This window comes from Acinetobacter sp. YH12045 (assembly GCF_013419925.1).
Lineage (GTDB): Bacteria > Pseudomonadota > Gammaproteobacteria > Pseudomonadales > Moraxellaceae > Acinetobacter > Acinetobacter amyesii.
Window position 1 is genome coordinate 114,663 of the sequence record NZ_VOZE01000004.1, and the last position, 22,299, is coordinate 136,961.

General features: G+C 42.9%; 19 protein-coding genes. 12 read left to right on the top strand and 7 right to left on the bottom strand.

Going from position 1 to position 22,299, the window contains the following annotated elements; translation table 11 throughout:
• Positions 1 to 29: 29 nt before the first annotated feature.
• From FTU02_RS07140 to recJ, 5 genes are all read left to right on the top strand, one after another.
• The gene (locus FTU02_RS07140) at positions 30 to 395 is read left to right on the top strand and encodes a YkgJ family cysteine cluster protein (protein ID WP_180084433.1); all 366 of its coding nucleotides are present in this window, start codon (positions 30 to 32) and stop codon (positions 393 to 395) included.
• Positions 396 to 615: 220 nt separating this feature from the next.
• Positions 616 to 2,082: an IMP dehydrogenase gene (guaB, locus tag FTU02_RS07145; RefSeq protein WP_078190562.1), complete on the top strand. Its 1,467-nt coding sequence runs from the start codon at positions 616 to 618 to the stop codon at positions 2,080 to 2,082.
• A 118-nt stretch (positions 2,083 to 2,200) separates the two neighbouring features.
• The gene (gene glmM / locus FTU02_RS07150; RefSeq protein WP_111884469.1) at positions 2,201 to 3,532 is read left to right on the top strand and encodes a phosphoglucosamine mutase; all 1,332 of its coding nucleotides are present in this window, start codon (positions 2,201 to 2,203) and stop codon (positions 3,530 to 3,532) included.
• An 18-nt stretch (positions 3,533 to 3,550) separates the two neighbouring features.
• Positions 3,551 to 4,207 (top strand): pyridoxamine 5'-phosphate oxidase, encoded by a 657-nt coding sequence (gene pdxH, locus FTU02_RS07155; RefSeq protein WP_180156493.1) that lies wholly within the window; start codon positions 3,551 to 3,553, stop codon positions 4,205 to 4,207.
• The gene (gene recJ / locus FTU02_RS07160) at positions 4,208 to 5,911 is read left to right on the top strand and encodes a single-stranded-DNA-specific exonuclease RecJ (RefSeq protein WP_180156495.1); all 1,704 of its coding nucleotides are present in this window, start codon (positions 4,208 to 4,210) and stop codon (positions 5,909 to 5,911) included.
• Between the two features lie 71 nt (positions 5,912 to 5,982).
• On the opposite strand, the gene FTU02_RS07165 is transcribed toward recJ, so the two are convergent.
• A complete protein-coding gene (locus FTU02_RS07165; RefSeq protein ID WP_078193204.1) occupies positions 5,983 to 6,768 on the bottom strand; it encodes a putative porin in 786 nt (261 codons plus the stop codon).
• Between the two features lie 325 nt (positions 6,769 to 7,093).
• The gene (locus FTU02_RS07170; protein WP_180116813.1) at positions 7,094 to 7,942 is read right to left on the bottom strand and encodes a putative porin; all 849 of its coding nucleotides are present in this window, start codon (positions 7,940 to 7,942) and stop codon (positions 7,094 to 7,096) included.
• A gap of 181 nt (positions 7,943 to 8,123) precedes the next feature.
• On the opposite strand from FTU02_RS07170, the gene prfB reads away from it, so the two are divergent.
• The 5 genes from prfB to FTU02_RS07195 all read left to right on the top strand — a co-directional run bounded on the left by prfB (position 8,124) and on the right by FTU02_RS07195 (position 13,093).
• Positions 8,124 to 9,219, top strand: a protein-coding gene (gene prfB / locus FTU02_RS07175) for a peptide chain release factor 2 (protein ID WP_111884474.1) whose coding sequence is annotated in 2 segments (ribosomal slippage) — positions 8,124 to 8,195 and positions 8,197 to 9,219 — 1,095 coding nt in all. Because the reading frame shifts where the segments join, the coding sequence is not laid out codon by codon here.
• Between the two features lie 142 nt (positions 9,220 to 9,361).
• The gene (locus FTU02_RS07180) at positions 9,362 to 9,661 is read left to right on the top strand and encodes a helix-turn-helix transcriptional regulator (protein ID WP_078190555.1); all 300 of its coding nucleotides are present in this window, start codon (positions 9,362 to 9,364) and stop codon (positions 9,659 to 9,661) included.
• Between the two features lie 37 nt (positions 9,662 to 9,698).
• Positions 9,699 to 10,787, top strand: a complete 1,089-nt coding sequence (locus FTU02_RS07185; protein ID WP_180156497.1) for an alkene reductase — start codon at positions 9,699 to 9,701, stop codon at positions 10,785 to 10,787.
• Between the two features lie 87 nt (positions 10,788 to 10,874).
• On the top strand, positions 10,875 to 12,155 hold the full coding sequence (locus tag FTU02_RS07190) for a 3-deoxy-D-manno-octulosonic acid transferase (RefSeq protein ID WP_180156499.1): 1,281 nt from the start codon (positions 10,875 to 10,877) through the stop codon (positions 12,153 to 12,155).
• Between the two features lie 227 nt (positions 12,156 to 12,382).
• The gene (locus FTU02_RS07195) at positions 12,383 to 13,093 is read left to right on the top strand and encodes a 16S rRNA (uracil(1498)-N(3))-methyltransferase (RefSeq protein WP_180156501.1); all 711 of its coding nucleotides are present in this window, start codon (positions 12,383 to 12,385) and stop codon (positions 13,091 to 13,093) included.
• Here FTU02_RS07195 and FTU02_RS07200 read toward each other — a convergent pair.
• The gene (locus FTU02_RS07200; RefSeq protein ID WP_078193200.1) at positions 13,079 to 14,050 is read right to left on the bottom strand and encodes a mechanosensitive ion channel family protein; all 972 of its coding nucleotides are present in this window, start codon (positions 14,048 to 14,050) and stop codon (positions 13,079 to 13,081) included. The genes FTU02_RS07195 and FTU02_RS07200 overlap by 15 nt on opposite strands.
• 123 nt (positions 14,051 to 14,173) lie before the next feature.
• Complete coding sequence (locus FTU02_RS07205) at positions 14,174 to 14,752, bottom strand: DUF805 domain-containing protein (protein WP_180156503.1); 579 nt, start codon at positions 14,750 to 14,752, stop codon at positions 14,174 to 14,176.
• 284 nt (positions 14,753 to 15,036) lie between these two features.
• On the opposite strand from FTU02_RS07205, the gene acs reads away from it, so the two are divergent.
• Positions 15,037 to 16,980, top strand: coding sequence for an acetate--CoA ligase (gene acs / locus FTU02_RS07210; RefSeq protein ID WP_180022761.1), 1,944 nt, complete (start codon positions 15,037 to 15,039; stop codon positions 16,978 to 16,980).
• 305 nt (positions 16,981 to 17,285) lie between these two features.
• On the top strand, positions 17,286 to 18,464 hold the full coding sequence (locus FTU02_RS07215; protein WP_180156505.1) for an acyl-CoA dehydrogenase family protein: 1,179 nt from the start codon (positions 17,286 to 17,288) through the stop codon (positions 18,462 to 18,464).
• A 73-nt stretch (positions 18,465 to 18,537) separates the two neighbouring features.
• Here FTU02_RS07215 and FTU02_RS07220 read toward each other — a convergent pair whose 3' ends face one another.
• The 3 genes from FTU02_RS07220 to sfnG form a co-directional block, all read right to left on the bottom strand.
• A complete protein-coding gene (locus FTU02_RS07220) occupies positions 18,538 to 19,152 on the bottom strand; it encodes a riboflavin synthase subunit alpha (protein WP_180156507.1) in 615 nt (204 codons plus the stop codon).
• 124 nt (positions 19,153 to 19,276) lie between these two features.
• A complete protein-coding gene (locus FTU02_RS07225; RefSeq protein WP_180156509.1) occupies positions 19,277 to 20,695 on the bottom strand; it encodes a deoxyribodipyrimidine photo-lyase in 1,419 nt (472 codons plus the stop codon).
• Between the two features lie 494 nt (positions 20,696 to 21,189).
• On the bottom strand, positions 21,190 to 22,296 hold the full coding sequence (sfnG, locus tag FTU02_RS07230; RefSeq protein WP_180156511.1) for a dimethylsulfone monooxygenase SfnG: 1,107 nt from the start codon (positions 22,294 to 22,296) through the stop codon (positions 21,190 to 21,192).
• Between the last annotated feature and the right edge of the window lie 3 nt (positions 22,297 to 22,299).

Consider the following 22,299-nt stretch of genomic DNA (forward strand, 5'->3'; position numbering starts at 1 on the left):
AAGCTTTTAGATGACGAGAATAGATAAAAATGTTGTCTCAAATACCGACTCAGGATGCATGTTTAAGGTGTGGAGCATGTTGTGCCCACTATCGCGTTTCTTTTTATTGGGCAGAAGGGCTAAATATGCCTGAACATTATACGGAACCTGTGACATCGGTGTATTCATGTATGGTGGGTACGAATCAGGCAAATCCACGTTGTATTGCTTTAGGTGGAGAAGTAGGCAAACAGGTGAGTTGTAACATGTATGAGGCACGTAGTTCATCTTGTAAAGAAGTTCAAATCGCCGATGAGCAATGTAATAAAGCACGCATCGCGCATCAAATGATTCCATTGATCAGTATTCCACTGCATGATGCTGAAAATGACGAAGATTTCGATCAAGTCAGTTAAGGCTTTATTTCCAGAATAAATTTATTGAAATCTAAGAGGTAGAGTCTTCGGATTCTGCCTGTATTGCACTGGATGCTGACCAACCCCCAGAGTATTCTTGCTGAAAACAGCATATTCGATGGTAAATATTGAAAACTCCGTAAAGAATTGCCGCAATTAAAATGAAAATTGAACGGAAATTTGTATATAATGGCTCACGGAAATTACCAGCGAGACTGTTATGTTGACCATCGTTCAAGAAGCCCTAACCTTTGATGATGTCTTATTACTCCCTGCCTATTCTACTGTTCTCCCAAAAGATGTCTCTCTTAAGACACGTTTCACACGTGGCATCAATTTGAATATTCCACTTGTTTCTGCTGCGATGGATACTGTGACTGAATCACGTATGGCGATTGCAATGGCGCAAAACGGTGGTATCGGTATCCTGCATAAAAACATGGATATTGCTGCACAAGCTGCAGAAGTTCGCCGCGTGAAAAAATTTGAAGCAGGTATGGTGAAAGACCCAATTACCGTTACACCAGAAACGACTGTACGTGAGCTGATTGCTTTAACTCAAGCAAATAACATCAGCGGTGTACCAGTGGTGAAAGACGGTCAAGTGGTGGGTATTGTTACTGGTCGTGACACTCGTTTTGAAACCAATCTTGAGCAACCTGTTAGTAACATCATGACAGGCCATGATCGTTTGGTGACTGTTCGTGAAAACGAATCAAAAGAAAACATCCAAGCATTACTTCAAAAACACCGTATTGAAAAAGTCCTTGTTGTAAATGACAACAACGAACTGAAAGGTTTAATCACGGTTACTGATTTCCGTAAAGCTGAAAACTATCCAAACAGCTGCAAAGATGACTTAGGTCGTTTACGCGTTGGCGCTGCAGTAGGTACAGGTGCAGAAACACCAAGCCGTGTAGAAGCATTGGTGGAAGCAGGTGTTGATGCGATTGTTGTTGATACAGCACATGGTCACTCTGCAGGTGTAATTGAACGTGTACGTTGGGTAAAAGCCAACTATCCACAAGTTCAAGTGATTGGCGGTAACATCGCGACTGGTGATGCAGCTCTTGCATTATTAGATGCTGGTGCAGATGCAGTGAAAGTGGGTATTGGCCCAGGTTCAATCTGTACTACACGTATTGTGGCTGGTATTGGTATGCCGCAAATCTCTGCGATTGACAGCGTTGCCAATGCACTAAAAGATCAAATTCCATTGATCGCAGACGGTGGTATCCGTTTCTCTGGTGATATGGCAAAAGCGATTGGTGCAGGCGCGAGTACCATCATGGTAGGTTCATTAATGGCTGGTACAGAAGAAGCACCGGGCGAAGTTGAATTCTTCCAAGGTCGTTACTACAAAGCCTATCGTGGTATGGGTTCATTGGGTGCGATGGCAGGTGCAACAGGTTCTGCTGACCGTTATTTCCAAGACTCAAAAGCAGGCGCTGAAAAACTTGTACCAGAAGGTATTGAAGGTCGCGTACCTTACAAAGGCCCAATGGGTAACATCGTTCATCAAATGATGGGTGGTTTACGTTCATCTATGGGGTATACCGGTTCTGCGGTGATCGATGACTTACGTAAAAATGCACAGTTTGTCAAAATTACTGCGGCAGGTATGTCTGAATCTCACGTACATGACGTGACTATTACTAAAGAAGCACCAAACTACCGTGTTGGTTGATATTTAGTAGCTTTTAGCCGAAAAGGCCGTCATTAATATGACGGCCTTTTTGTTTTTGGTGTAAAGTATTTGCAGTAAAAAGTGATGATTAAGATCACCATTAAGAAGTGAGTACAACATGAGTTATTTTGGTACAGATGGCATTCGTGGCAAATTCGGTGAATTGCCTATTACCCCTGAATTTGCATTAAAACTAGGATTTGCCGCAGGTAAAGTATTAAAACAATACAGTAAAAAAGCAAAGCCCATCGTTGTACTAGGTAAAGATACCCGATTATCGGGCTATATTTTAGAGTCAGCATTACAAGCTGGTTTAAACGCAGCAGGTGTTTATGTTCATTTGTTGGGTCCATTACCTACACCCGCAATTGCCCATTTAACCCGTGCATTACATGCCAGCTTAGGCATCGTGATCTCGGCGTCGCATAACCCTTATTTTGACAACGGCATTAAGTTCTTCTCGAGCGAAGGTAAAAAATTGCCGGATGAAATTCAAGAAGCCATTAACAAAGAACTTGAAAATGACTTGGTGATCGAAGACCCTGCAAACTTAGGTAAAAGTGTGCGTGTAAAAGATGCCAATGGTCGTTATATCGAGTTTTGTAAATCAACCTTCCCGTACCATTTTGACCTGACAGGCTTAAAAATTGTGGTGGACTGTGCCAATGGTGCAGCCTATAGCGTCGGCCCTTCGGTGTATCGTGAACTGGGTGCAAAAGTGATTGCGCTGTTTAACGAACCAGATGGTTTAAACATCAATAAAGACTGTGGTTCGACGCATCCTGAGTTTTTACAAAAAGCAGTTGTGGAACATCAGGCGGATTTAGGGATTGCCTTTGACGGTGATGCTGACCGCGTGATTATGGTCGATAAAAACGGTCAGCAAATTACTGGTGACCATATTCTCTATATTTTAGCCACTCAAGCGAGTCAAAAGCCTGCGGGTATCGTGGGTACTGTGATGAGTAATATGGCACTTGAAATTGCTTTAGATCAAGCCAAAGTGCCGTTGCTTCGTGCCAAAGTTGGTGACCGCTATGTTCTACAAGGCCTAGAAGAAAAGGGCTGGGTAACGGGAGGTGAACCATCAGGTCATATCTTGACTTTGGACAAGAGCACCACAGGTGATGCGATCATTGCTTCACTTCAGGTGTTAACTGTGATGGTTGAGCAAGGTAAAGCTTTGCATGAATTGGTGGAAGGGTTTGAGTTATTACCAAATGTCTTGGTGAATGTTCGCTTGGCTGCGATGTTTGATCCCTACGCCGTACCTGCACTGGTGAGCGAGTTTGAAAAAGCTGAAGCTCAGCTTAAAGGGCGTGGTCGCATCTTGATTCGTAAATCAGGCACAGAGCCGGTCATTCGTGTCATGGTTGAAGGTAATGACCTTGAAGAAGTCACCGCATTGGCAAATCATTTGGCCGATGCTGTTCGTGCCAATGCAGCTTAAATCAAGAGGGGAAATTGCATGAATGATGTGATTAAGGACTTAAGTGAACTGCGTTTAACTTATCAAAAAGGTGAGTTGCATGAAGATCAGGTGAACCGTGATCCACATGAGCAGTTTTTATTATGGTTTAACCATGCCTTAGAAGCACAATTGCATGAACCCTATGCTATGTCTTTGGCGACGGCAAATGCCCAAGGTCGTCCGCACGTGCGGACGGTCTTGTTGCGCGGTGCGACCCATGCAGGTTATGACTTCTACACCAACTATGACAGTCAAAAAGGCAATGATCTGCTCGATAATCCTTATGCAGAATTATTGTTTTATTGGCAAGAGCAGGAACGTCAAATTCGGGTCAGTGGTCATGTGGAAAAGATTTCTCTTGAAGAATCGACGGATTATTACCATAAACGACCGCGTGACAGCCAAATCGCAGCACACATTAGCACTCCACAAAGTGGTGTTATCGCCAGTCGTGAAGAATTACAACAGCGATTCCAAAATTTGCATGATCAAGTGGAAAGCAAAGACGTATTGGCGAAACCTGAGTTTTGGGGTGGCTATCGTTTAGTTCCGGATTATTATGAATTTTGGCAAGGCCGTCCGAATCGTTTACATGACCGCTTGAGTTATAAACTACAGGATGGTCAATGGGTTTTACAGCGACTGATGCCATAAATGTCTAAACTTTTAATTCAACAAAGACCCCATTTGACGCGCCCTGAAGATATTCAGGGCGTTGCCCCGTTTATTGCTGATTTATTGGCACGTCGCGGGGTTTCTTCCGCACAAGAGCTGGAATTGAAGCTTAAGCACTTACATGCGCCAAACTTAAAGGGTTTAGAGCAAGCGATTGAAATAATCGATCAAGCAATTGATACTCAAAAGAAAATCGTCATTGTTGGTGATTATGATGCCGATGGTGCAACCAGTACTGCATTGATGGTCTTGGCACTGCGTGACATGGGCGCGGATGTTGAATATCTGGTTCCAGATCGTTTTAAGTATGGTTATGGCCTGACACCCGCCATTGCTGATTTGGCCTTCGTGAGCTTTACACCAGATGTGCTGATTACGGTCGATAATGGTATTTCGAGCCATGCTGGTGTAGCGCAGGCACAGGCACATGGTATGCAGGTGATCATTACCGACCATCACCTGACCACAAAGGAAACACCACAAGCAGAAGCAGTGGTAAACCCCAATCAGTTGGGATGTGAGTTTCCAAGTAAAGCCTTGGTTGGTGTGGGTGTCGCATTTTATGTGTTGGCAAATTTGGCCAGTATGCGCAAAAAAAATGCTAAATCCACAGCCAACCTCAGCCAATATTTGGACTTGGTGGCCTTAGGCACTTATGCCGATGTTGCAAGTCTAGATCTGAATAATCGGATTTTGATCGATGCTGGTTTGAAGCGGATACAGCAAGGATTATGTCGTCCAGGGATCAGTGCATTATTGGATATTGCCGGTCGTGATCCTGCACAGTTAAAAGCACAGGACTTGGGCTTTGTGGTCGGCCCACGACTCAATGCAGCTGGGCGTATGGAGACTATGGATATTGGGATTGAGTGTCTGATTGCGGCAGATTTAAGTACGGCTTATCCGATTGCGCAGCAGTTGAATCAACTCAATATTGAAAGACGCCAAGTCGAAGGGCAGATTAAACAGGAAGCTCTGGCTGAGTTAGAACATATTCAGCTTGATCAGGATAACTTACCTGTAGCCTTGATCATGTTTGAACAGCATTGGCATCAAGGGGTGATTGGGATTGTTGCAGGGCGTTTGAAAGAACAATTTCATAGACCTGCAATCGTCTTTGCCGCAGATGAGGATGGCGTACATATTAAAGGTTCTGCGCGTTCTATCGAAGGTATTCATATTCGAGACAGTATTGAGCGTATTGCTGAATTACATCCGCATTTGGTCAGTCATTTTGGTGGACATGCTGCCGCGGCAGGACTAACCATTCAAAAGCAGCATTTTTCTGAATTTAAAACCGCTTTTGAAGCACTCATCGCTGCGCAAGATGAAAATTTATTTCAGGCCACTATTTGGACAGATGGCGAATTGCCTGATTCGGCCATTAATGTCGAAACCGTCGATCTTTTGCAAAATTTAAGTCCATGGGGACAAAAATTCCCTGCACCGGTCTATGAAGGCCTATTTAAAGTTTTAGATTATCGTTGGTTGAAAGATGTGCATCTGAAATTAAAACTTGCTTTAGATAATGGCTTAATGGTGGACGCAATTGCATTTAATGCGGCAGAAAAATATGAATTTAATCCTATGCAAGATAAAATCCGCTTGGTCTACGAACTCGATAAAAATGAATTTAGAGGAAATGTCAGTGTTCAATTGAGAGTTCTACACTTGGCTCAATAAATTCTATTTTTACAGGCAAATAAAAAAGCCGCTCAGAAGAGCGGTTTTTTTATGGTTTTGACTTCAATGGATTAGAAGCGGTATTTCGCTGCTACACCAAATGAATTGTAGTCATTGTTGCCAACTTCACCGAAACCAACACGACCTTCAAGGCTTACTTGTTGGTTGAAGAATTTACGTGCATTGATCCCTACTTCGTTACGATCAGTGACATCGTTGTTGTAGTAGTCAGCACCAACACTGAATGTTTTGTCGATGAAGTAATCCGCTGCTAGATTGAATTCATCTAGATCACCGAATGCTGCACCCGCTTCAAGGTTGATGTCTTTACCATTGCTTAAAGTTGTTACGTATTTAGCACGTAAAGTTGGATCTACGCCATCATCTTCATCGTTATCCCAACCTTTCACACCAGCTGCAACTAAGAAGCCTGGTGCAGGAAGATAACCGACTTCAGCGCCGTAGTAAGTTGTATCGTTGTCTACTGTGCCGAATGGAGTGTCAACTTCGACATTATTACGGCTTACATCACCAGATACATAGAAATCTGAGTTTGGTACAAAGTATTCGATACCAACGCCATAAGTATTGTCGTCAACATCGCCACGGTCAGCGAAAGTTGCATGTGCATTTACGTTACTTGCACGGTTTAAGAATGCAGCTTCTGCAAGAGGAGCGTTACGCGTTTGAACAGGGTTGAAGTAATAAGTACCGTTTACACCAAATTCACTGCCAGAGCTTCCATTATCTGGGTCGATGTAACCAGCTGAAGCGCCTACTTCTGCTTGATAAGCATGAGCTGTACCTGTAATAGCAAGTGCAGAAAGAAGTGCTGAAGCAATTGCGAGTTTTTTCATGGAAACTACCCCTCTAAATTGTTTGGCTAAATTTAATACATTTTTTGTTACAAGTTTTAGTCTAGAGAATTTTTAAAGATGGTCAATCGCTGCAAAGTTGCAGAACTGTGTATTCGGTAATTTTATGTAATTTTAATAATTTAAGGTGTTGAAAAATATGTAATTATTATTAATGTTTTGTTTTATTAAAACTGTGTAGATAATATGAATTTGTGGGTTGTTTGGTCAACAACTCGACTTTTTTTAAAGTAAATATTACATCGAAAAGAAAAAAGCACCGCAAAATAGAGGTGCTTTTTTATGCAAATTTCTAATTCAAACGAAATTAGAAACGTAAAGTTGCATTGATGTTGAACGCTTGAACGTCATCACCAAAACCAACTTGACCACCGATTGCTAGGTTCGGGTTAAGGAAGTATTTTGAACGGATAGCGAAGTAATCCGTGTCTTCATCACCATCATCTTCGATGTTGTAAGACGCACCAATGCTAAAAGCTTGGTCGAAGTAGTAGTCTGCACCAATCGTAACAGAATCTAAATCACCAAAAGCACCATCTGCTTCCAGGTTGATGTATTGACCATTGTTCAAAGGCGCAACATATTTTGCTTTGACAGCAAAACGGTTGTCTTCGTCTTCATCGTTGTCGCCTTGATAGCCATCAATACCAACAGCAAGTAAAAGGTTAGAGACAGGTAAATAACCTACTAATGCGCGGTATGTTGTTGAATCATAGTCCTCGCTTGCTGAAATACCAGCAACTTTTACTTCAGCTTTTTCTTCTTTGTAGCCTAATTCACCATTAAAGTAGAATTGTTCAAAGAAGTATTCAGCACCTAATGAAATATGGTGGCTGTCATATTCTGCTTTGCCTGCAAGCGGACCTGAAACAGGAAAATAATCGGATACATCAACTGTTTTTGTATCTAAATATTGATAGCTATATTTAGCATAAATATTGCTGTTATGGCCTAAAAATGCAGCTTCGTTTAATGGGCCATTTTTAGGGTTTACTGAGTCTAAATATAACGTGCCTTGTAAGTTGAACAATCCGTTTGAATCTACGATGTCATTGTCCCAATCTGTATAAGTAAAACCGCCATCAACTTGACCATCATAAGCAAAAGTTGATGAAGTGATAACAGCTAATCCTAGTGCAAGTAATGTCTTTTTCATAAAACCCTCGAAACATTATTGTTGTAAATAAAATGTAATAAATAGTAACGCGAGCGTATTGTTCATATTATGTGCATTGAAGTCAATGATTTGGATGATCAATCTGGCTGAATCTGTGCAAATTCTCTGTGATATAATAGGCGGCTATTTAAGCCAAATTTTTTGATTGAGAGTAATTCACGTGGAAATTAATCCGTATCTATTACAGCTAAAAGACTTAAACGACCGTGGTCAAACATTACGGGGGTATCTTTGACTACGATCTGAAAAAAGAGCGTTTAGAAGAGGTTCTACGTGAGCTGGAAGACCCAGCAATTTGGAATGATCAAAGCCGTGCACAAGCAATGGCAAAAGAAAAAGGTGAACTCGAAAACGTCATTAACGTGCTCGAAGGGCTTTCAACTCAGCTAGAAGATGCCCAAGCGATGCTGGATCTTGCGGTTGAAGCAGAAGAAGAAAGTTTACTTGCGGATGTGCAAGCAGAGTTAACTTCAGCGGAAGCAGAACTTGCGAAATTAGAATTCCGTCGTATGTTCAGTAATCCGATGGACCCGAACCCATGCTATGTCGAAATTCAAGCAGGTTCAGGTGGTACTGAAGCACAGGACTGGGCATCGATGTTACTACGTATGTATCTACGTTGGATTGAACGTCATGGCTTTAAAGCAGAAGTGATGGAAGAGTCTGATGGTGATGTGGCAGGGATCAAGTCTGCAACGATCCGTGTAGAAGGTGAGTATGCATATGGTTGGTTACGTACAGAATCTGGCGTACACCGTTTAGTCCGTAAGTCACCTTTTGACTCAGGTAATCGTCGCCATACTTCATTCTCAGCGGTTTTTGTATCGCCTGAAATTGATGACAATATTGAAATTGAAATCAATCCAGCTGATGTACGTACTGATACCTATCGTGCATCTGGTGCGGGTGGTCAGCACATTAACAAAACAGACTCTGCGGTACGTTTAACTCACGCTCCAACAGGGATTGTGGTGGCATGTCAGAACCAACGTTCACAACACGCCAACCGTGACCATGCATGGAAACAGTTACGTGCAAAATTGTACGAACTTGAAATGCAAAAACGTAATGATGCGGCACAAGCGTTGGAAGACACCAAGTCAGATATCGGTTGGGGCAGTCAAATTCGTTCATACGTTTTAGATGACTCGCGTATTAAAGACTTACGTACTAGTGTAGAAAGTTCAAACACCGGTGCAGTGCTTGATGGCGATTTAGATAAGTTTATTGAAGCCAGCCTTAAACAAGGTTTGTAATTTAAATTTATATAGAAAACAAAGTTCTATCGGTTTTTGATTAATATATCTATAAAAATCGAAAAAATACGATATAGTGTGTTCAAGATGCTGAATAGAACTTTGTTGTCCAAATTTTTATTTAATTAAACCCGTTTAAATTATGGATATTGATTTAATTTTTAAAGCACTTGCCAATCCGACTCGACGTCAAATCTTGGAATGGTTGAAAACACCAGAACAGTTTTTGTCAGAAGAACAATGCGGCGGCTTTAATCGTGGTGTATGCGCCGGCAATATCGAAAAACTCGGTAATGTTTCGCAGTCTACGATGTCTAATCATTTGTCTGTGTTACAACAGGCGGGCTTAATTCAAGCCGAGAAATATGGTCAATGGTCGTATTTCTCACGCAATGAAGAACTCATTCAGCAATATATCGATTATCTGCAAAACTCACTTTAAATCTTTTTTCGCATTTGAAGTGTCAGGCGAGACATATATGGCTGAACTTAATACTCCTCTCATTTTGGGTGATTTACACCTCAAAAATCGCGTTGTAATGGCGCCACTAACCCGTAGTCGTGCAACCATTGACCGTGTTCCAACGCCGATGATGGCTGAATATTATGCACAGCGCGCAAGTGCTGGATTAATCATTTCAGAAGCAACAGTCATTTCAGAAGCAGCTAATGGCTATTTGCAGACGCCGGGTTTATTTACCGATGCTCAAGTTCAGGGCTGGAAATTGGTGACCCAAGCCGTACATGAACAGCAAGGTTTAATTGTGGCACAATTGTGGCATGTCGGACGTGTCTCACATCCCGATCTTTTGAATGGTGATACACCAGTTTCTGCCAGTGCGGTACAACAGGCGGGTTATGTCAGTCTGCTTCGCCCAAAACGCGAATATGTCGTGCCACGTCCATTAGAGATTGCAGAGATCAAAAGCATTGTAGAACAATACAAACAGTCTGCGATCAAAGCCAAAGAAGCGGGGTTTGATGGTGTGGAATTGCATGCGGCCAATGGTTATTTGATCGATCAATTCCTACAAAGCAAAACCAATTTACGTGAAGATGAGTATGGTGGTTCTGTCGAAAACCGCGCACGTTTATTGCTCGAAGTGGTGGATGCGCTGATTGAAGTGTGGGGGGCAGGTCGTGTAGGTGTGCATCTTGCGCCGCGTGGTGATGAACATGACATGGGCGATCATGATCCACGTGAAACCTTTGGCTATGCTTTAGAGCAGTTGGGGCAGAGTAAGATTGCATTTTTCTTTACCCGTGAATATCTAGCGGATGACAGTATCAGTGATTATCTGAAACAGCGCTCAAATGGTGTGCCATATATTGCCAATATGCGTTTAAGCCGTGAAGATGCTGTAGATTTATTAGCCTCAGGTAAAGCCGATGCGGTGTCTTTTGGTAAAGCCTATATTGCCAATCCAGATTTGTTTGAACGTTTGCTAGCGAATGCTGCATTGAATGAATTGCAGTTGGAAAACATGATTGGAACAGATGTTGCCGAAGGCTATATTGATTATCCAAGCATGAAAAATAAATTTGGTTCAGGTCGTTCAACCTATTAATCGACACTTGAATACGCATTATCCATTAACATGTGGATAATGCTCTGATATATTCTGCCGATTCAAACCGTTTTTGAGCGTAATAATTTGACTACTCCTTTTTGGTATAACGCAGCTTTGGCACTGATTAAGCCGCTATATCAATGGCGCATCAAAAAACGTGCTGAAGATCTCCAACTATATCAGCAAGAGTGTCTTGAGCGCTTTGGGCCATTTCAGCCGGTTAAAAACCGCAATGCAATTTGGTTTCATGTGGTTTCCGTAGGAGAAACCAACGCTGCACAGCCGCTGATTGAACATTATCTCAAAGCAGGCCATTCGGTCTTAGTCACCAATACCACCAAAACCGGACAAGCGCGTGCGAAACAATTATTTTTAAAAGCACCGTATGAATCGCTGTTTCAGGCTGTATATTTGCCGGCAGATCAAAAAAAATTAGTCCGTCGTTTTATCGAAAAATATCAACCGAAAATGTTGGCTCTGGTCGAAACTGAACTCTGGCCAAATTTGATGATTGAAGCCGATCAGGCCAATGTTCCGTGTTTATTGATTAATGCCAGATTATCTGAAAAATCGGCGAAGGGTTATAGCAAAGTCCCGAGTTTGACGCAGCCGATGCTAAAGAGTTTGAAACAATTATTGGCGCAAGATCAGGCAACTTTAACGCGATTTATTGAGTTGGGTGCAAACCCGCATACCAGTCAAGTCGTCGGTAGTATCAAGTTTGATATTCATGCGCCTGATAGCTTTGTGCAACAAGCAGCGCAGTTGCGTGAAGATTGGGCTTTGCAAGATCGTAAAATCATCACCATTGCCAGTACGCATGCGCCCGAGGAACAAAAACTACTCGCAGCGCTGCAGCCGATTTTGCAACAACAGCCTGAGCTGTTATGTATCGTCGTACCACGTCATCCTGAACGCTTTGATGAAGTTTTTGTAGAAGCGCAGAAACTGAATTTACGCACACAGCGCCGCAGTTTAAAGCAAACGATTCAGCCTGAAACGCAAGTGTATTTGGCAGATAGTATGGGTGAATTATGGCTTTGGCTGGCACTGAGTCAGGCGTGCTTTGTCGGCGGGTCTTTAAATGAACCGGGCGGTGGACATAATATTTTGGAGCCTATCGCGCTGCATGTCCCGACAGTATTAGGTCAGCATTATTTTAATTTTCAAACCATTGTGGATGAATTTTTAGCGGCCCATGCGGTTGTGGTTGTGCAGGATTTTGAGCAGGCGGCCTGTGCATTGGTTGACATCATTCAAAATACTGCGAAAGCGCAGGCTTTAAATGATGCAGCTCAGCTGATTATGCAAAAGAATACCGGGTCGCTGCAAAAGCATATTCAGGTGATTGATCAGTACCTTTAAGTTTTAATTTTGCGATACATTAATTTTTATTAGGCAAGTTTTATCACGGCCTTATTTTATGGTGATCGTTGAACATCCTATTCGTAGGCATAATCTACTTTTAAAGGATTAAAAGTAGCAAAAATCCTCTGTACGCTGAAGGTACTTCCTGTACCTCAGCGCACAGGCGACATCCATGTCGCCTGCCCTCAATGACATATGCTTTGCGTGAATTGATATGGTTATTTATGAACATCGTCTTGCTTGATCCTCGTCAAACTGAATCTGAACTTTGGAGTATTAGCGCCAAACGTCAAATTGAGCATTTAACCACGCATGTGGATATTCAAGTGGGCGATACACTCAAAGTCGGGATTCGGGAAGGAAAGCGTTATTTAACCCAAATCATCAGTATCAGTGATGAGCGCATTCAACTTAAACCCTTACAAGAAGAAGAAGTACCTGCAAAGCATCCGGTGACTTTAATTGTGGCAATGCCTCGTCCGAAAGTGTTGCGCCGTCTGATCATGGATGCCGTCACCTTAGGTGTAGAAAAAATCATTTTGCTGCACAGTTATCGCGTGGATAAAAGCTATTGGCAGACACCATTTTTACAGCAGCTCGATCACTATGTGACGTTGGGTTTGGAGCAGGCAGGTGACACCATTGCGCCCAAAATTGAATTGTATAAACGCTTTAAACCCTTTATAGAGGATGTTTTACCGAGCATGATCTCCTCGGACTATCCGGCTTATGTGGCGCACCCTTATGTCGAAGATGTGATGCCTGCAGGGATTCAACATGGATGTACGATCATCATTGGACCTGAAGGTGGATTTATCCCTTATGAGGTCGATTTGCTCATAAAAAACGGTTGCCAAGCAGTCAGCTTAGGCAACCGAATTATCCGGACAGAAACTGTGATTCCGTACGTTTTAGGGCGATTATTTAGCTGTTGACGCTTCTGTCTCAGCTTGATCACCACGGTAAACTTTCACTTCCTGTACAGGGTACGGAATTGAAATACCATTTTGATTAAATGCTTGGATAACGTGTTCTTGCACTTCACTGATTGAGTTCGCAGTGGTGGTTTCAGTGGTATCTACCCACCAACGGACATTCAGATTGACTGAGAAATCAGCCAAAGCATTTACGTTTACGGTAAACGCAGGTTGGCTCAAGATGGTTGGGTCTTTGTCCAAAATAGCCAAAACAATATTTTTAGCTTTCTGAATGTCATCTTCATAACCAATACCAACAACAAATTCACAACGACGACGTTGATAAGCGGTATTCACCGTTACAGCACTAGTGTAAACAGTCGCGTTTGGAATCACGATACGACGACCATCTGGAGAACGTAGGAAGGTTGCACGGATCTGAATATCTTCAACCGTACCTTCCATGCCTGACACAATAATGTCGTCACCGATTTTAAACGGTTCACCGAGGAGAATCAAAATACCCGACAGTAAGTTCTGGAAAATATCTTTAAACGCGAAACCGATTGCAACCGAACCAATCCCCAATGCACTCATGAGCTGACCCGGTGTGAACCCAGGAATCGCAATGACCATTGCAATTAGGAAACCGAAGAACATAATGGCTGAGCTACCCACACGGTTCAGTACCAAAACTAGATTTTGTTTTGAGTAAGAACGGTCAGTGAGCGCTTTACGAACAAAGAATCTAAAGAGTTTAGACAGTAGATAGAAGATCGTAAAAACAATTAATGCGATACAAATATAAGGCAGGCGTTCCCAAAATCCATCGACAAATTTATCGATCGTTGAGTATGCGTCATTATATTTAGAGGTATGTTCCAGCACAGTTTGTGCGGTTTTTTCTGTTGCCTCTTGCAAAAGTTGAGTCGTGCCTTGAGTGACATCACTCAAGGCATTTTCTTTTTCAGCCACGAGTTTTCCAAATGTTCCGGTTTTTCGCTATTTTGCCTGAAATTAGTGGCGAAAATAACCCTCATTTACAGGCTTGCGAACAGATGTATCAAAATTCAGACAGGCTCAGATTCGGTCAGTCGCTTAGAAATATTCAGTGCCTTGTTGAATGATTTCTGTCGGCGATTCAATTTCACCGCTACCCATCATATACGAGGTGATGCTACCTGTAGCCAAGAGCGACAAGACACTGATTAAAATCATCAACCATGCCAGAATTTTTTCCCAAACTGCAGTAGGGCGTGGCGCGCCGTATTGATTTACGGTCGGTGTACCTGAGGCTAATAATAAATATAGGATAAAGAACAGATTAATCACGGGGATAAATAATAATAGTAGCAACCAACCGGCTTTATTGAGGTCATGCAGCCGACGCACGACAAAGACACAATAAAAATAAATGTAAAGAATCATAATCGCTAAATAGGCGAGGCCAGATACCCCGGTGAATATGCCAACAAATTGCTCATTTAACGCCATGGTATTGATGTTGAAAATACCCACGGCAAGGCTTAAAGCGATTATGGCAAAAAAGCTGATGATATTGAGAAAGCCATACCAACCAATCATGCTCAGTCGACCAAAACGTCCATCAGGTTTCAGGGGATTGTCCGATGTAGTGGTTGTCTGACGGGAAAAGAAAGAAGAGTCATTGGTATTCATGCTTGGGTCAACTCAACGTGTATGGAAGAATAAAAAAGCGGAATGCTGAGTAAAATTACCTTTGCAGTATAGGTTTAATTGGACCGGTCAGATACTGAATTAAAACATGTTTTTGTTGAAATTTTGCTTATAGATGTGCTTTAAATGGGAAAGAATAATACGACCAAAGCATGATTGCTGCGATTAAAAATTAATCGTCATACTGCTGTGATGCAGGAATTATAAAAGTAGAAATGTGGCATGGCATCTCGTGATGAGATGAATCAGATCAAGGAAAATACAATATGAAAGAGATCTATCCAGTACCTGAAAGTTTCAAAAAAACCGCACGCATCAACGAGTCGGAGTACTTTGAGCGTTATCAAAAATCGATTGAACAACCAGATGAGTTTTGGGCGGAGCAAGCGCAAAAGATCGATTGGATCAAACCGTTTACCCAAGTTAAAAATACTAACTTTAAGCAAGATGATTTCAAGATCGAGTGGTTTGCTGATGGTGAACTGAATGTCAGTGCTAACTGTCTCGATCGACATTTAAAAGAACATCCACATAAACCGGCCATTATTTGGGAAGGTGATCATCCTTCACGGCATAAAATCATTTCTTTTGAAGAACTGCATGATGAAACCTGCCGTTTTGCCAATGTGCTGAAAAAACATGGCGTGGGCAAAGGCGACCGTGTGGTGCTGTATATGCCAATGGTGCCCGAAGCGGCTATTGCTATGTTGGCCTGTACCCGAATTGGAGCAGTACACTGTGTGGTTTTTGGCGGGTTCTCACCAGACTCATTGGCAAGTCGTATCGATGATAGTCAGGCGAAAGTCGTGATTACTGCGGATTGTGGGATGCGTGGTGGCAAGCCCATTCCACTCAAAGAAAATGTCGATCTTGCACTCGACATTGAAGGCACATCTTCGGTTCAAAATGTCATTGTGGTGCACCGTACAGGTAACCCGATCGAAATGAAAGCAGATCGTGACCTGTGGTATCACATGGAAATCATGTCGGTCAATGATATTTGTCCACCTGAACCCATGAATGCCGAGGACCCGCTATTTATTTTGTATACATCAGGTTCGACAGGAAAACCGAAAGGTGTATTGCATACCACAGGCGGCTATTTAACCTATGTGAATTGTACCTTCCGTGAAGTTTTTGACTTAAAACAAGATGATGTGTTTTGGTGTACTGCCGATGTTGGTTGGATTACAGGACATTCTTATGTGTTGTATGGGCCATTGTCGAATGGCACCACGACCGTGATGTTTGAAGGTGTACCACAATATCCAAGTTGGGCTCGGACCGGACATATTGTTGATAAACACAACGTCACTATTTTATATACGGCACCGACTGCAATTCGCGCCATGATGCGAGAAGGGGATGCCTTTGTCCGAGAAAGTGACCGCAGTAGTCTGCGTTTACTAGGTTCGGTGGGTGAACCCATTAACCCAGAGGCATGGAATTGGTACTACACCGTGGTAGGTGAAAGCCGCTGCCCAGTGGTGGATACATGGTGGCAAACAGAGACGGGTGGTTTCATGATTACGCCATTGCCGGGAGCAACCGATTTAAAACCGGGTTCAGCGACGCGTCCATTCTTTGGTGTACAACCTGCGATTGTCGATGCTGAAGGCAATGAGCTTGAAGGTGCCGTAGAAGGCAATTTGGTGATTAAGGATTCTTGGCCGGGACAAATGCGAACCATTTGGGGTGATCCTGAGCGCTTTATTGAAGCCTATTTCTCCACTTATCCGGGGACGTATTTTACAGGTGATGGCGCACGTCGTGACGAGTCTGGCTATTATTGGATTACGGGTCGTGTGGATGACGTCTTGAACGTTTCAGGACACCGATTGGGAACGGCTGAAATTGAAAGTGCGTTGGTTGCACATGATGCTGTGGCAGAGTCTGCGGTGGTGGGTATGCCGCATGATATTAAAGGACAGGGGATTTGCGCCTTTGTCACCCTACAAGCAGGGACAGCTGAGACGGATGAGTTACGTCAGGAACTGGTGGCTTGGGTACGCAAAGTCCTTGGACCAGTGGCAACGCCAGATGCATTGCATTGGGCGCCGGCCTTACCGAAAACCCGTTCTGGTAAAATCATGCGCCGTATTTTAAGAAAAATTGCGGCTAATGAGTTGGACTCTTTAGGTGATACCTCGACCTTGGCAGAACCTCAAGTGGTTGAACATTTGATTGCTACGGTTTATCCGAAGTCATAAGAACAATTTGAGCGTGAGTGATCACGTTCTGATGAAAGTTCACTATGGCTTATATGAAGGATTATTAAAGCAATAATGAACGTCCTTTCTCCTATAAAAGTTGATTAGGATGAAGGGACGTTCATGATGCATTTTATCCATCCTAAATACGACGTATAAAATGATCAAATTATAAGTCGCCTGAATCTTGGTGACTTAGATTTCATTAGATATAGATTTTACAGATATAGACTGCAGGCATTGAGATAAGCTGAATGCCTCTACTTTGTTAAGCTAAAACGGTAACAGAATAATCAGACAGACATATGAACGCTTCAACTCCATTGACTCAAGATCCGATCGATATTGCCAAAAAACTGGCGGCAGAATTTGCCACGACGGCTGCTCAGCGTGATAAGCAGGGGGGAAATCCCAAAGCTGAACGTGATTTGATTCGTCAAAGTGGTTTGCTTGCACTTTCCATTGGAAAACAATACGGTGGACAGGGTGCAGATTGGCTGACGATTTTTAAAACCATTCAAACCATTGCTCAAGTGGATAGCTCATTGGCGCATGTTTATGGTTTCCATCATTTATTGATTGCAACGGTACAGTTGTTCGCGCAGCCAGAGCAATATGGCCCGTGGTTTGAACAGACTGCACGTGAGCATTTATTTTGGGGTAATACCTTAAACCCTTTGGACCGTCGTACTACAGCGACGCAACTGTCTGAACATGAATATGTTTTTCATGGCGATAAAAGTTTTTGTTCGGGTTCCATGGATTCCGACATTTTGCTGTGTTCTGGCTTCAATGAAGATGGAAAATTATTGATCGGGGTGATTCCTACAGCACGTGAAGGCGTCAGTTTTGTCGGCGATTGGGACAATATGGGACAACGTCAAACCGACAGTGGAAGTAGCCATTTTGAACAAGTTAAAATTTCCAAAGATGAATTACTACTGAACCCGGGGCCTTTGAGTACACCGTATTCAAGCTTACGTCCTTTGATTGCACAGTTGATCTTTGTGCATATGTTTTTAGGGGTGGCAGAAGGGGCTTTTGAAACAGCAAAACAGACGGTTCAAAACCAAAAAGCATGGTCAAAATCATTGGTTGAAAATGCAGTGAATGACCCATTTATTCAAAAGCATTTTGCTGAGTTTTATGTGCAATTAGAAAGTGTACGTTTATTGGCAGATAAAGCTGTTCAGCGTTTGCAATGGGCTTGGGAGATTGGTGAAGCTTTGACGGCGGAACAACGTGGAGAAGTCTCTATTGCGATTGCAACTGCCAAAATCGCAGCCACCAATAGCTCGCTATACATTACGCAAAATATTTTCCAAGTGATGGGCGCACGTGCCACGACGGCCAAACTGAATTTAGACCGCTTCTGGCGCAATGTACGTACCCAGACCTTACACGATCCGATTGATTATAAATATCAGGAGGTCGGTGAATGGGTGCTCACAGCCAAAGTGCCAGATCCAAGTTTTTATTCTTAAACGTATATTGCAAATGAGCCAATAAAAAAGCCTCCGTTTTGGAGGCTTTTTTGCAACGTGCATTTAGTCGATTTTAACGCTGATGAATATTTTCTAAGGTATCGACTAAGGTTCGCGTTGTTTGATCAATTTCATAATTCACGGCATCACCGACTTGGACATTTTTCCATGTAGTGAGGCGCAGTGTTTCAGGAATAAGATCGATTGAAATTTCACTATTGGCACGATCAACACGGTTCACAGTCAAACTGCAACCATTGAGTCCAATAAAACCTTTGAGAAAGAAATATTTAATATTGCCTGCCGGAATGTGAATATCGAGATGAAAGGTTTCCCCACGATGTTCTAAGTTTTTGATCGTGGCTGTGCCTTCGATATGACCATACAGATTATGACCACCATTTTCTGCCCCAACTTTGGCTGAGCGTTCGACGTTGACCTCATCACCAGCTTTGAGCGCTTTTAGCGTGGTGAGTTGATTGGTCAATTCAGAGACATCAAAATGCACTTGGTTGGCTGCCAAATCAATATGTGTAGCCGTTAAACACACGCCATTAATCGCCACACTTGCCCCGATAAAGACATCATGAAAAAAATTCTGATGATTTGAAATCACCAAGGTTGTGAAGCCATTACCTTGACGAATCTCTAAGACTTTTTCTAAACCTTGCACGATGCCTGTATACATGGGAGCGTCTCTAAAATGATTTGCGTTTTCTGTATTGTAGGGACAAAACGAACGCTCGGCTATGCTTTACAGTGATCATTTCAGTACGGCGTTTTGATCTGTCGCAGTTCGATCTTGGCAATATCTACATTGCTCGGAATGTTTCAATTGCCGCTAGGCGAGACTGTTTTAAGTCAACGATCTGCTGAGGGTAGTTCAATTCCAGTTGAGGATTTTTGGCAAAGGGTTGGTGAATTTGTTTGGCATCCAAATCTGCGAGTTCAGGTAGCCATTGACGTAAATAATCCCCGTTCGGATCAAATTTCTGAGATTGGCTGATCGGGTTAAAAATCCGAAAATAAGGTACAGCATCTGTACCCGTCGAGGCGCACCATTGCCAACCGCCATTATTGGCTGCTAAGTCACCATCGACAAGGTGCTGCATAAACCATTGCTCCCCCAACCGCCAATCGATCAGTAGATTCTTACTGAGGAACATGGCACAAATCATCCGCACCCGATTATGCATCCAACCCGTAGCCAGTAGTTGACGCATCCCTGCATCGACGATCGGAATGCCCGTCTGGCCGTATTGCCACGCAGCAAAGTCTTGTGGTGCATGGCGCCATTTTATTTTTAAGGTTTTGGTTTGAAACGGCTGGTGCTGAGAAACTTGCGGGTAGTCAAATAAAATGTGCTGGTAAAATTCACGCCAAAGCAGCTCATCGAGCCAAGTTTGTTGTCCTCTGTGGTCGATCTGGAAATAGCCGCCTTGTTCACGAAACAGGGCTTGCAGACATTGGCGAATAGACAAGATACCCAAGTTTAAATACATGCCAATTCGACTGGTTCCATTGAGCGCAGGAAAGTCCCGATCATCAGCATAACGATGCAGATGTTGTTCAATAAATTCATCTAAGCACTGTAGTGCGTGATCTTCTCCAATCGGCCAAAGCTCGATTTGAGTAGCTAACAGCGATGTGGGATAAAAAGGAGTTAAATCAAATTGATTTTGCCACAGCGGATGCGGTTCGAGAGCCGCTTGGGCTTCAATAGCGGGATAACAAGTAGGCAGACTGATGCTCAATTTTTCGTAGCAATTTTTCTTAAATGCACCGAAAACTTGATAAGGATGTCCAGATTGATTGCGAATACTGCCAACAGGAAACAGGGTGCGGTCATGGTACAGCTCAACAGAGATGTGCTGCTGTTCTAATAACTGTTGTACTTCGCGATCTCGTTTAAGTTCATTCACACCATGTTCAATATGTGCATGAACAGTGTGTATATTGAGCTGAGTACATAGGGTTAATAGCTCAGTGGCGATGTCTGACCAATAGGGAATATGCTGAATAATCAGTGGAATATTTAGTTCAGCCAATTGCTGTCGCAAAAGTTCCAGTTGGGCAAGATAGCGATGGATTTTAATAGGGGCATCATCATGCCTTGCCCATTGTTCAGGAGAAAGCGCAATAAATGCAACCGTTTGACCAGACTGTGTCGCCTGCCACAGTGCGCTATGGTCATGTCGTCTTAAATCTTGTCGAAACCAAACAAGTTGCATGTTTATTGCCTCGTTTTTGTTGGAAATATCACCAGAATTACGGGGGTATCTATTGGTAATGAAATTATCTAAAAAATCGATTTCTATAAAAAACCATATAATATCTATGGTTTAACTTAACCGATTGCGCACAATCCTGTCAGCTTAAGCGTACAAGTAACGAAGTTTTTAGACGCTATGCGCGCTTTTAAATTTTACCTAAGATTAACTTATACAGGAACAGGACGTTCCGGAACATAAAACAATAACAAAGTGTTCACCATCAGGACTGTGAAGCAAGACAGGAGTCATGCTTAAGTATCCATATAGAAAAAGCCCGACAGGATGTCGGGCTTTTTCTTTGTCTATAGATTAGCTCATTTTCTAGAATCAGAGCATGTTTTTAAATGGTACTCGAGATAAAAAATCCCCTAAGCCGAGCCTTAGGGGAGGAAAGTGAAGTGAGCCGGTTGTGATTATTATGCTGATTACATGAGCTGTGACTGCATCAACAATTATGCTGATTTAGCCTGCACAACTTGCTGCTGTTGAGCTTCCAGTTCACGAACCAGTGGCAACACTTTTTCGCCAAAGTATTCCACTTCTTCAATGAAGTGGAGAAAACCTGAGAGAACCAAATCGACACCTACACTTTTGAGTTCCACAATGCGTTCGGCAATTTGTTGTGGCGTGCCAATCAGATTGGTTTTAAAGCCGTCGTTGTATTGAACCAAATCTTCAAAAGTAGATTTTGCCCAGTTACCTTCGCCTTCTTTTGTGGATGCACCTGCTTCACGAGTTGCATCGCCAAAAGCATTGACCGCTTCGGTATTGGCATTGTCGATAATAGCTTGAAGCACCGCTTGGGCTTCTTCCTCCGTATCTCGGGCAATAATGAAGGCATTCACCCCGATTTTGACCTGATGGTTGTTAGCTTTGGCTTTTTCACGAATATCATCGATCTGCTTTTTCAACTCAGCAGGGGTATTGCCGTTGGTGAAGTACCAATCGGAAACACGTGATGCCATGTCACGTGCTGCACGTGAACTGCCACCTTGGAAGATTTCAATATGCGGTTTTTGTACCGGTTTCGGAGATAGGGTGTAGTCTTTAAATTGATAGTATTTACCATCAAAGCTAAAGTTATCCTGCGTCCAAACACCTTTTAGGCTACGAATGAACTCTTCAGAGCGCGCATAGCGTTGATCATGCTCGGGCCATTCTTCACCAATCGCATCAAACTCACCACGGAACCAGCCACTCACAACATTGATTGCGATACGGCCATTGGTAAGATGATCGATGGTCGCCAATTGTTTCGCAGCCAGAGCCGGTTTCCAAGGGCCGGGTAAAATCGCTGCAATGACTTTGAGCTTTTCAGTCTTGGCCAAAATACCATGACTGAAGCTAACTGATTCGTGTTGATTTTCCGCGTTATAGCCTGCGGTAAAACGAATTTGAGTCAGCGCATAATCAAAGCCATTTTTTTCTGCAGCTCGTGCCAAACGCACGTTATAGTCATAGCTCCAATCGGTACGCTGTTCAATATTACTGACCACCAAACCACCACTGACGTTTGGTACCCAATACGCAAATGTAATGTTTTTTTCTTGTACTGACATTTT

What these genes read in the sequence shown, in the direction of transcription:
- FTU02_RS07185 (WP_180156497.1), top strand. Translation starts at nt 9,699, where the DNA reads ATGGCTGAACTTAATACTCCTCTCATTTTGGGTGATTTACACCTCAAA.
- FTU02_RS07195 (WP_180156501.1), top strand. Translation starts at nt 12,383, where the DNA reads ATGAACATCGTCTTGCTTGATCCTCGTCAAACTGAATCTGAACTTTGG.
- acs (WP_180022761.1), top strand. Translation starts at nt 15,037, where the DNA reads ATGAAAGAGATCTATCCAGTACCTGAAAGTTTCAAAAAAACCGCACGC.
- FTU02_RS07180 (WP_078190555.1), top strand. Translation starts at nt 9,362, where the DNA reads ATGGATATTGATTTAATTTTTAAAGCACTTGCCAATCCGACTCGACGT.
- FTU02_RS07140 (WP_180084433.1), top strand. Translation starts at nt 30, where the DNA reads ATGTTGTCTCAAATACCGACTCAGGATGCATGTTTAAGGTGTGGAGCA.
- FTU02_RS07215 (WP_180156505.1), top strand. Translation starts at nt 17,286, where the DNA reads ATGAACGCTTCAACTCCATTGACTCAAGATCCGATCGATATTGCCAAA.
- FTU02_RS07165 (WP_078193204.1), bottom strand. Translation starts at nt 6,768, where the DNA reads ATGAAAAAACTCGCAATTGCTTCAGCACTTCTTTCTGCACTTGCTATT.
- pdxH (WP_180156493.1), top strand. Translation starts at nt 3,551, where the DNA reads ATGAATGATGTGATTAAGGACTTAAGTGAACTGCGTTTAACTTATCAA.
- FTU02_RS07225 (WP_180156509.1), bottom strand. Translation starts at nt 20,695, where the DNA reads ATGCAACTTGTTTGGTTTCGACAAGATTTAAGACGACATGACCATAGC.
- guaB (WP_078190562.1), top strand. Translation starts at nt 616, where the DNA reads ATGTTGACCATCGTTCAAGAAGCCCTAACCTTTGATGATGTCTTATTA.
- FTU02_RS07205 (WP_180156503.1), bottom strand. Translation starts at nt 14,752, where the DNA reads ATGAATACCAATGACTCTTCTTTCTTTTCCCGTCAGACAACCACTACA.
- glmM (WP_111884469.1), top strand. Translation starts at nt 2,201, where the DNA reads ATGAGTTATTTTGGTACAGATGGCATTCGTGGCAAATTCGGTGAATTG.
- recJ (WP_180156495.1), top strand. Translation starts at nt 4,208, where the DNA reads ATGTCTAAACTTTTAATTCAACAAAGACCCCATTTGACGCGCCCTGAA.
- FTU02_RS07170 (WP_180116813.1), bottom strand. Translation starts at nt 7,942, where the DNA reads ATGAAAAAGACATTACTTGCACTAGGATTAGCTGTTATCACTTCATCA.
- FTU02_RS07220 (WP_180156507.1), bottom strand. Translation starts at nt 19,152, where the DNA reads ATGTATACAGGCATCGTGCAAGGTTTAGAAAAAGTCTTAGAGATTCGT.
- sfnG (WP_180156511.1), bottom strand. Translation starts at nt 22,296, where the DNA reads ATGTCAGTACAAGAAAAAAACATTACATTTGCGTATTGGGTACCAAAC.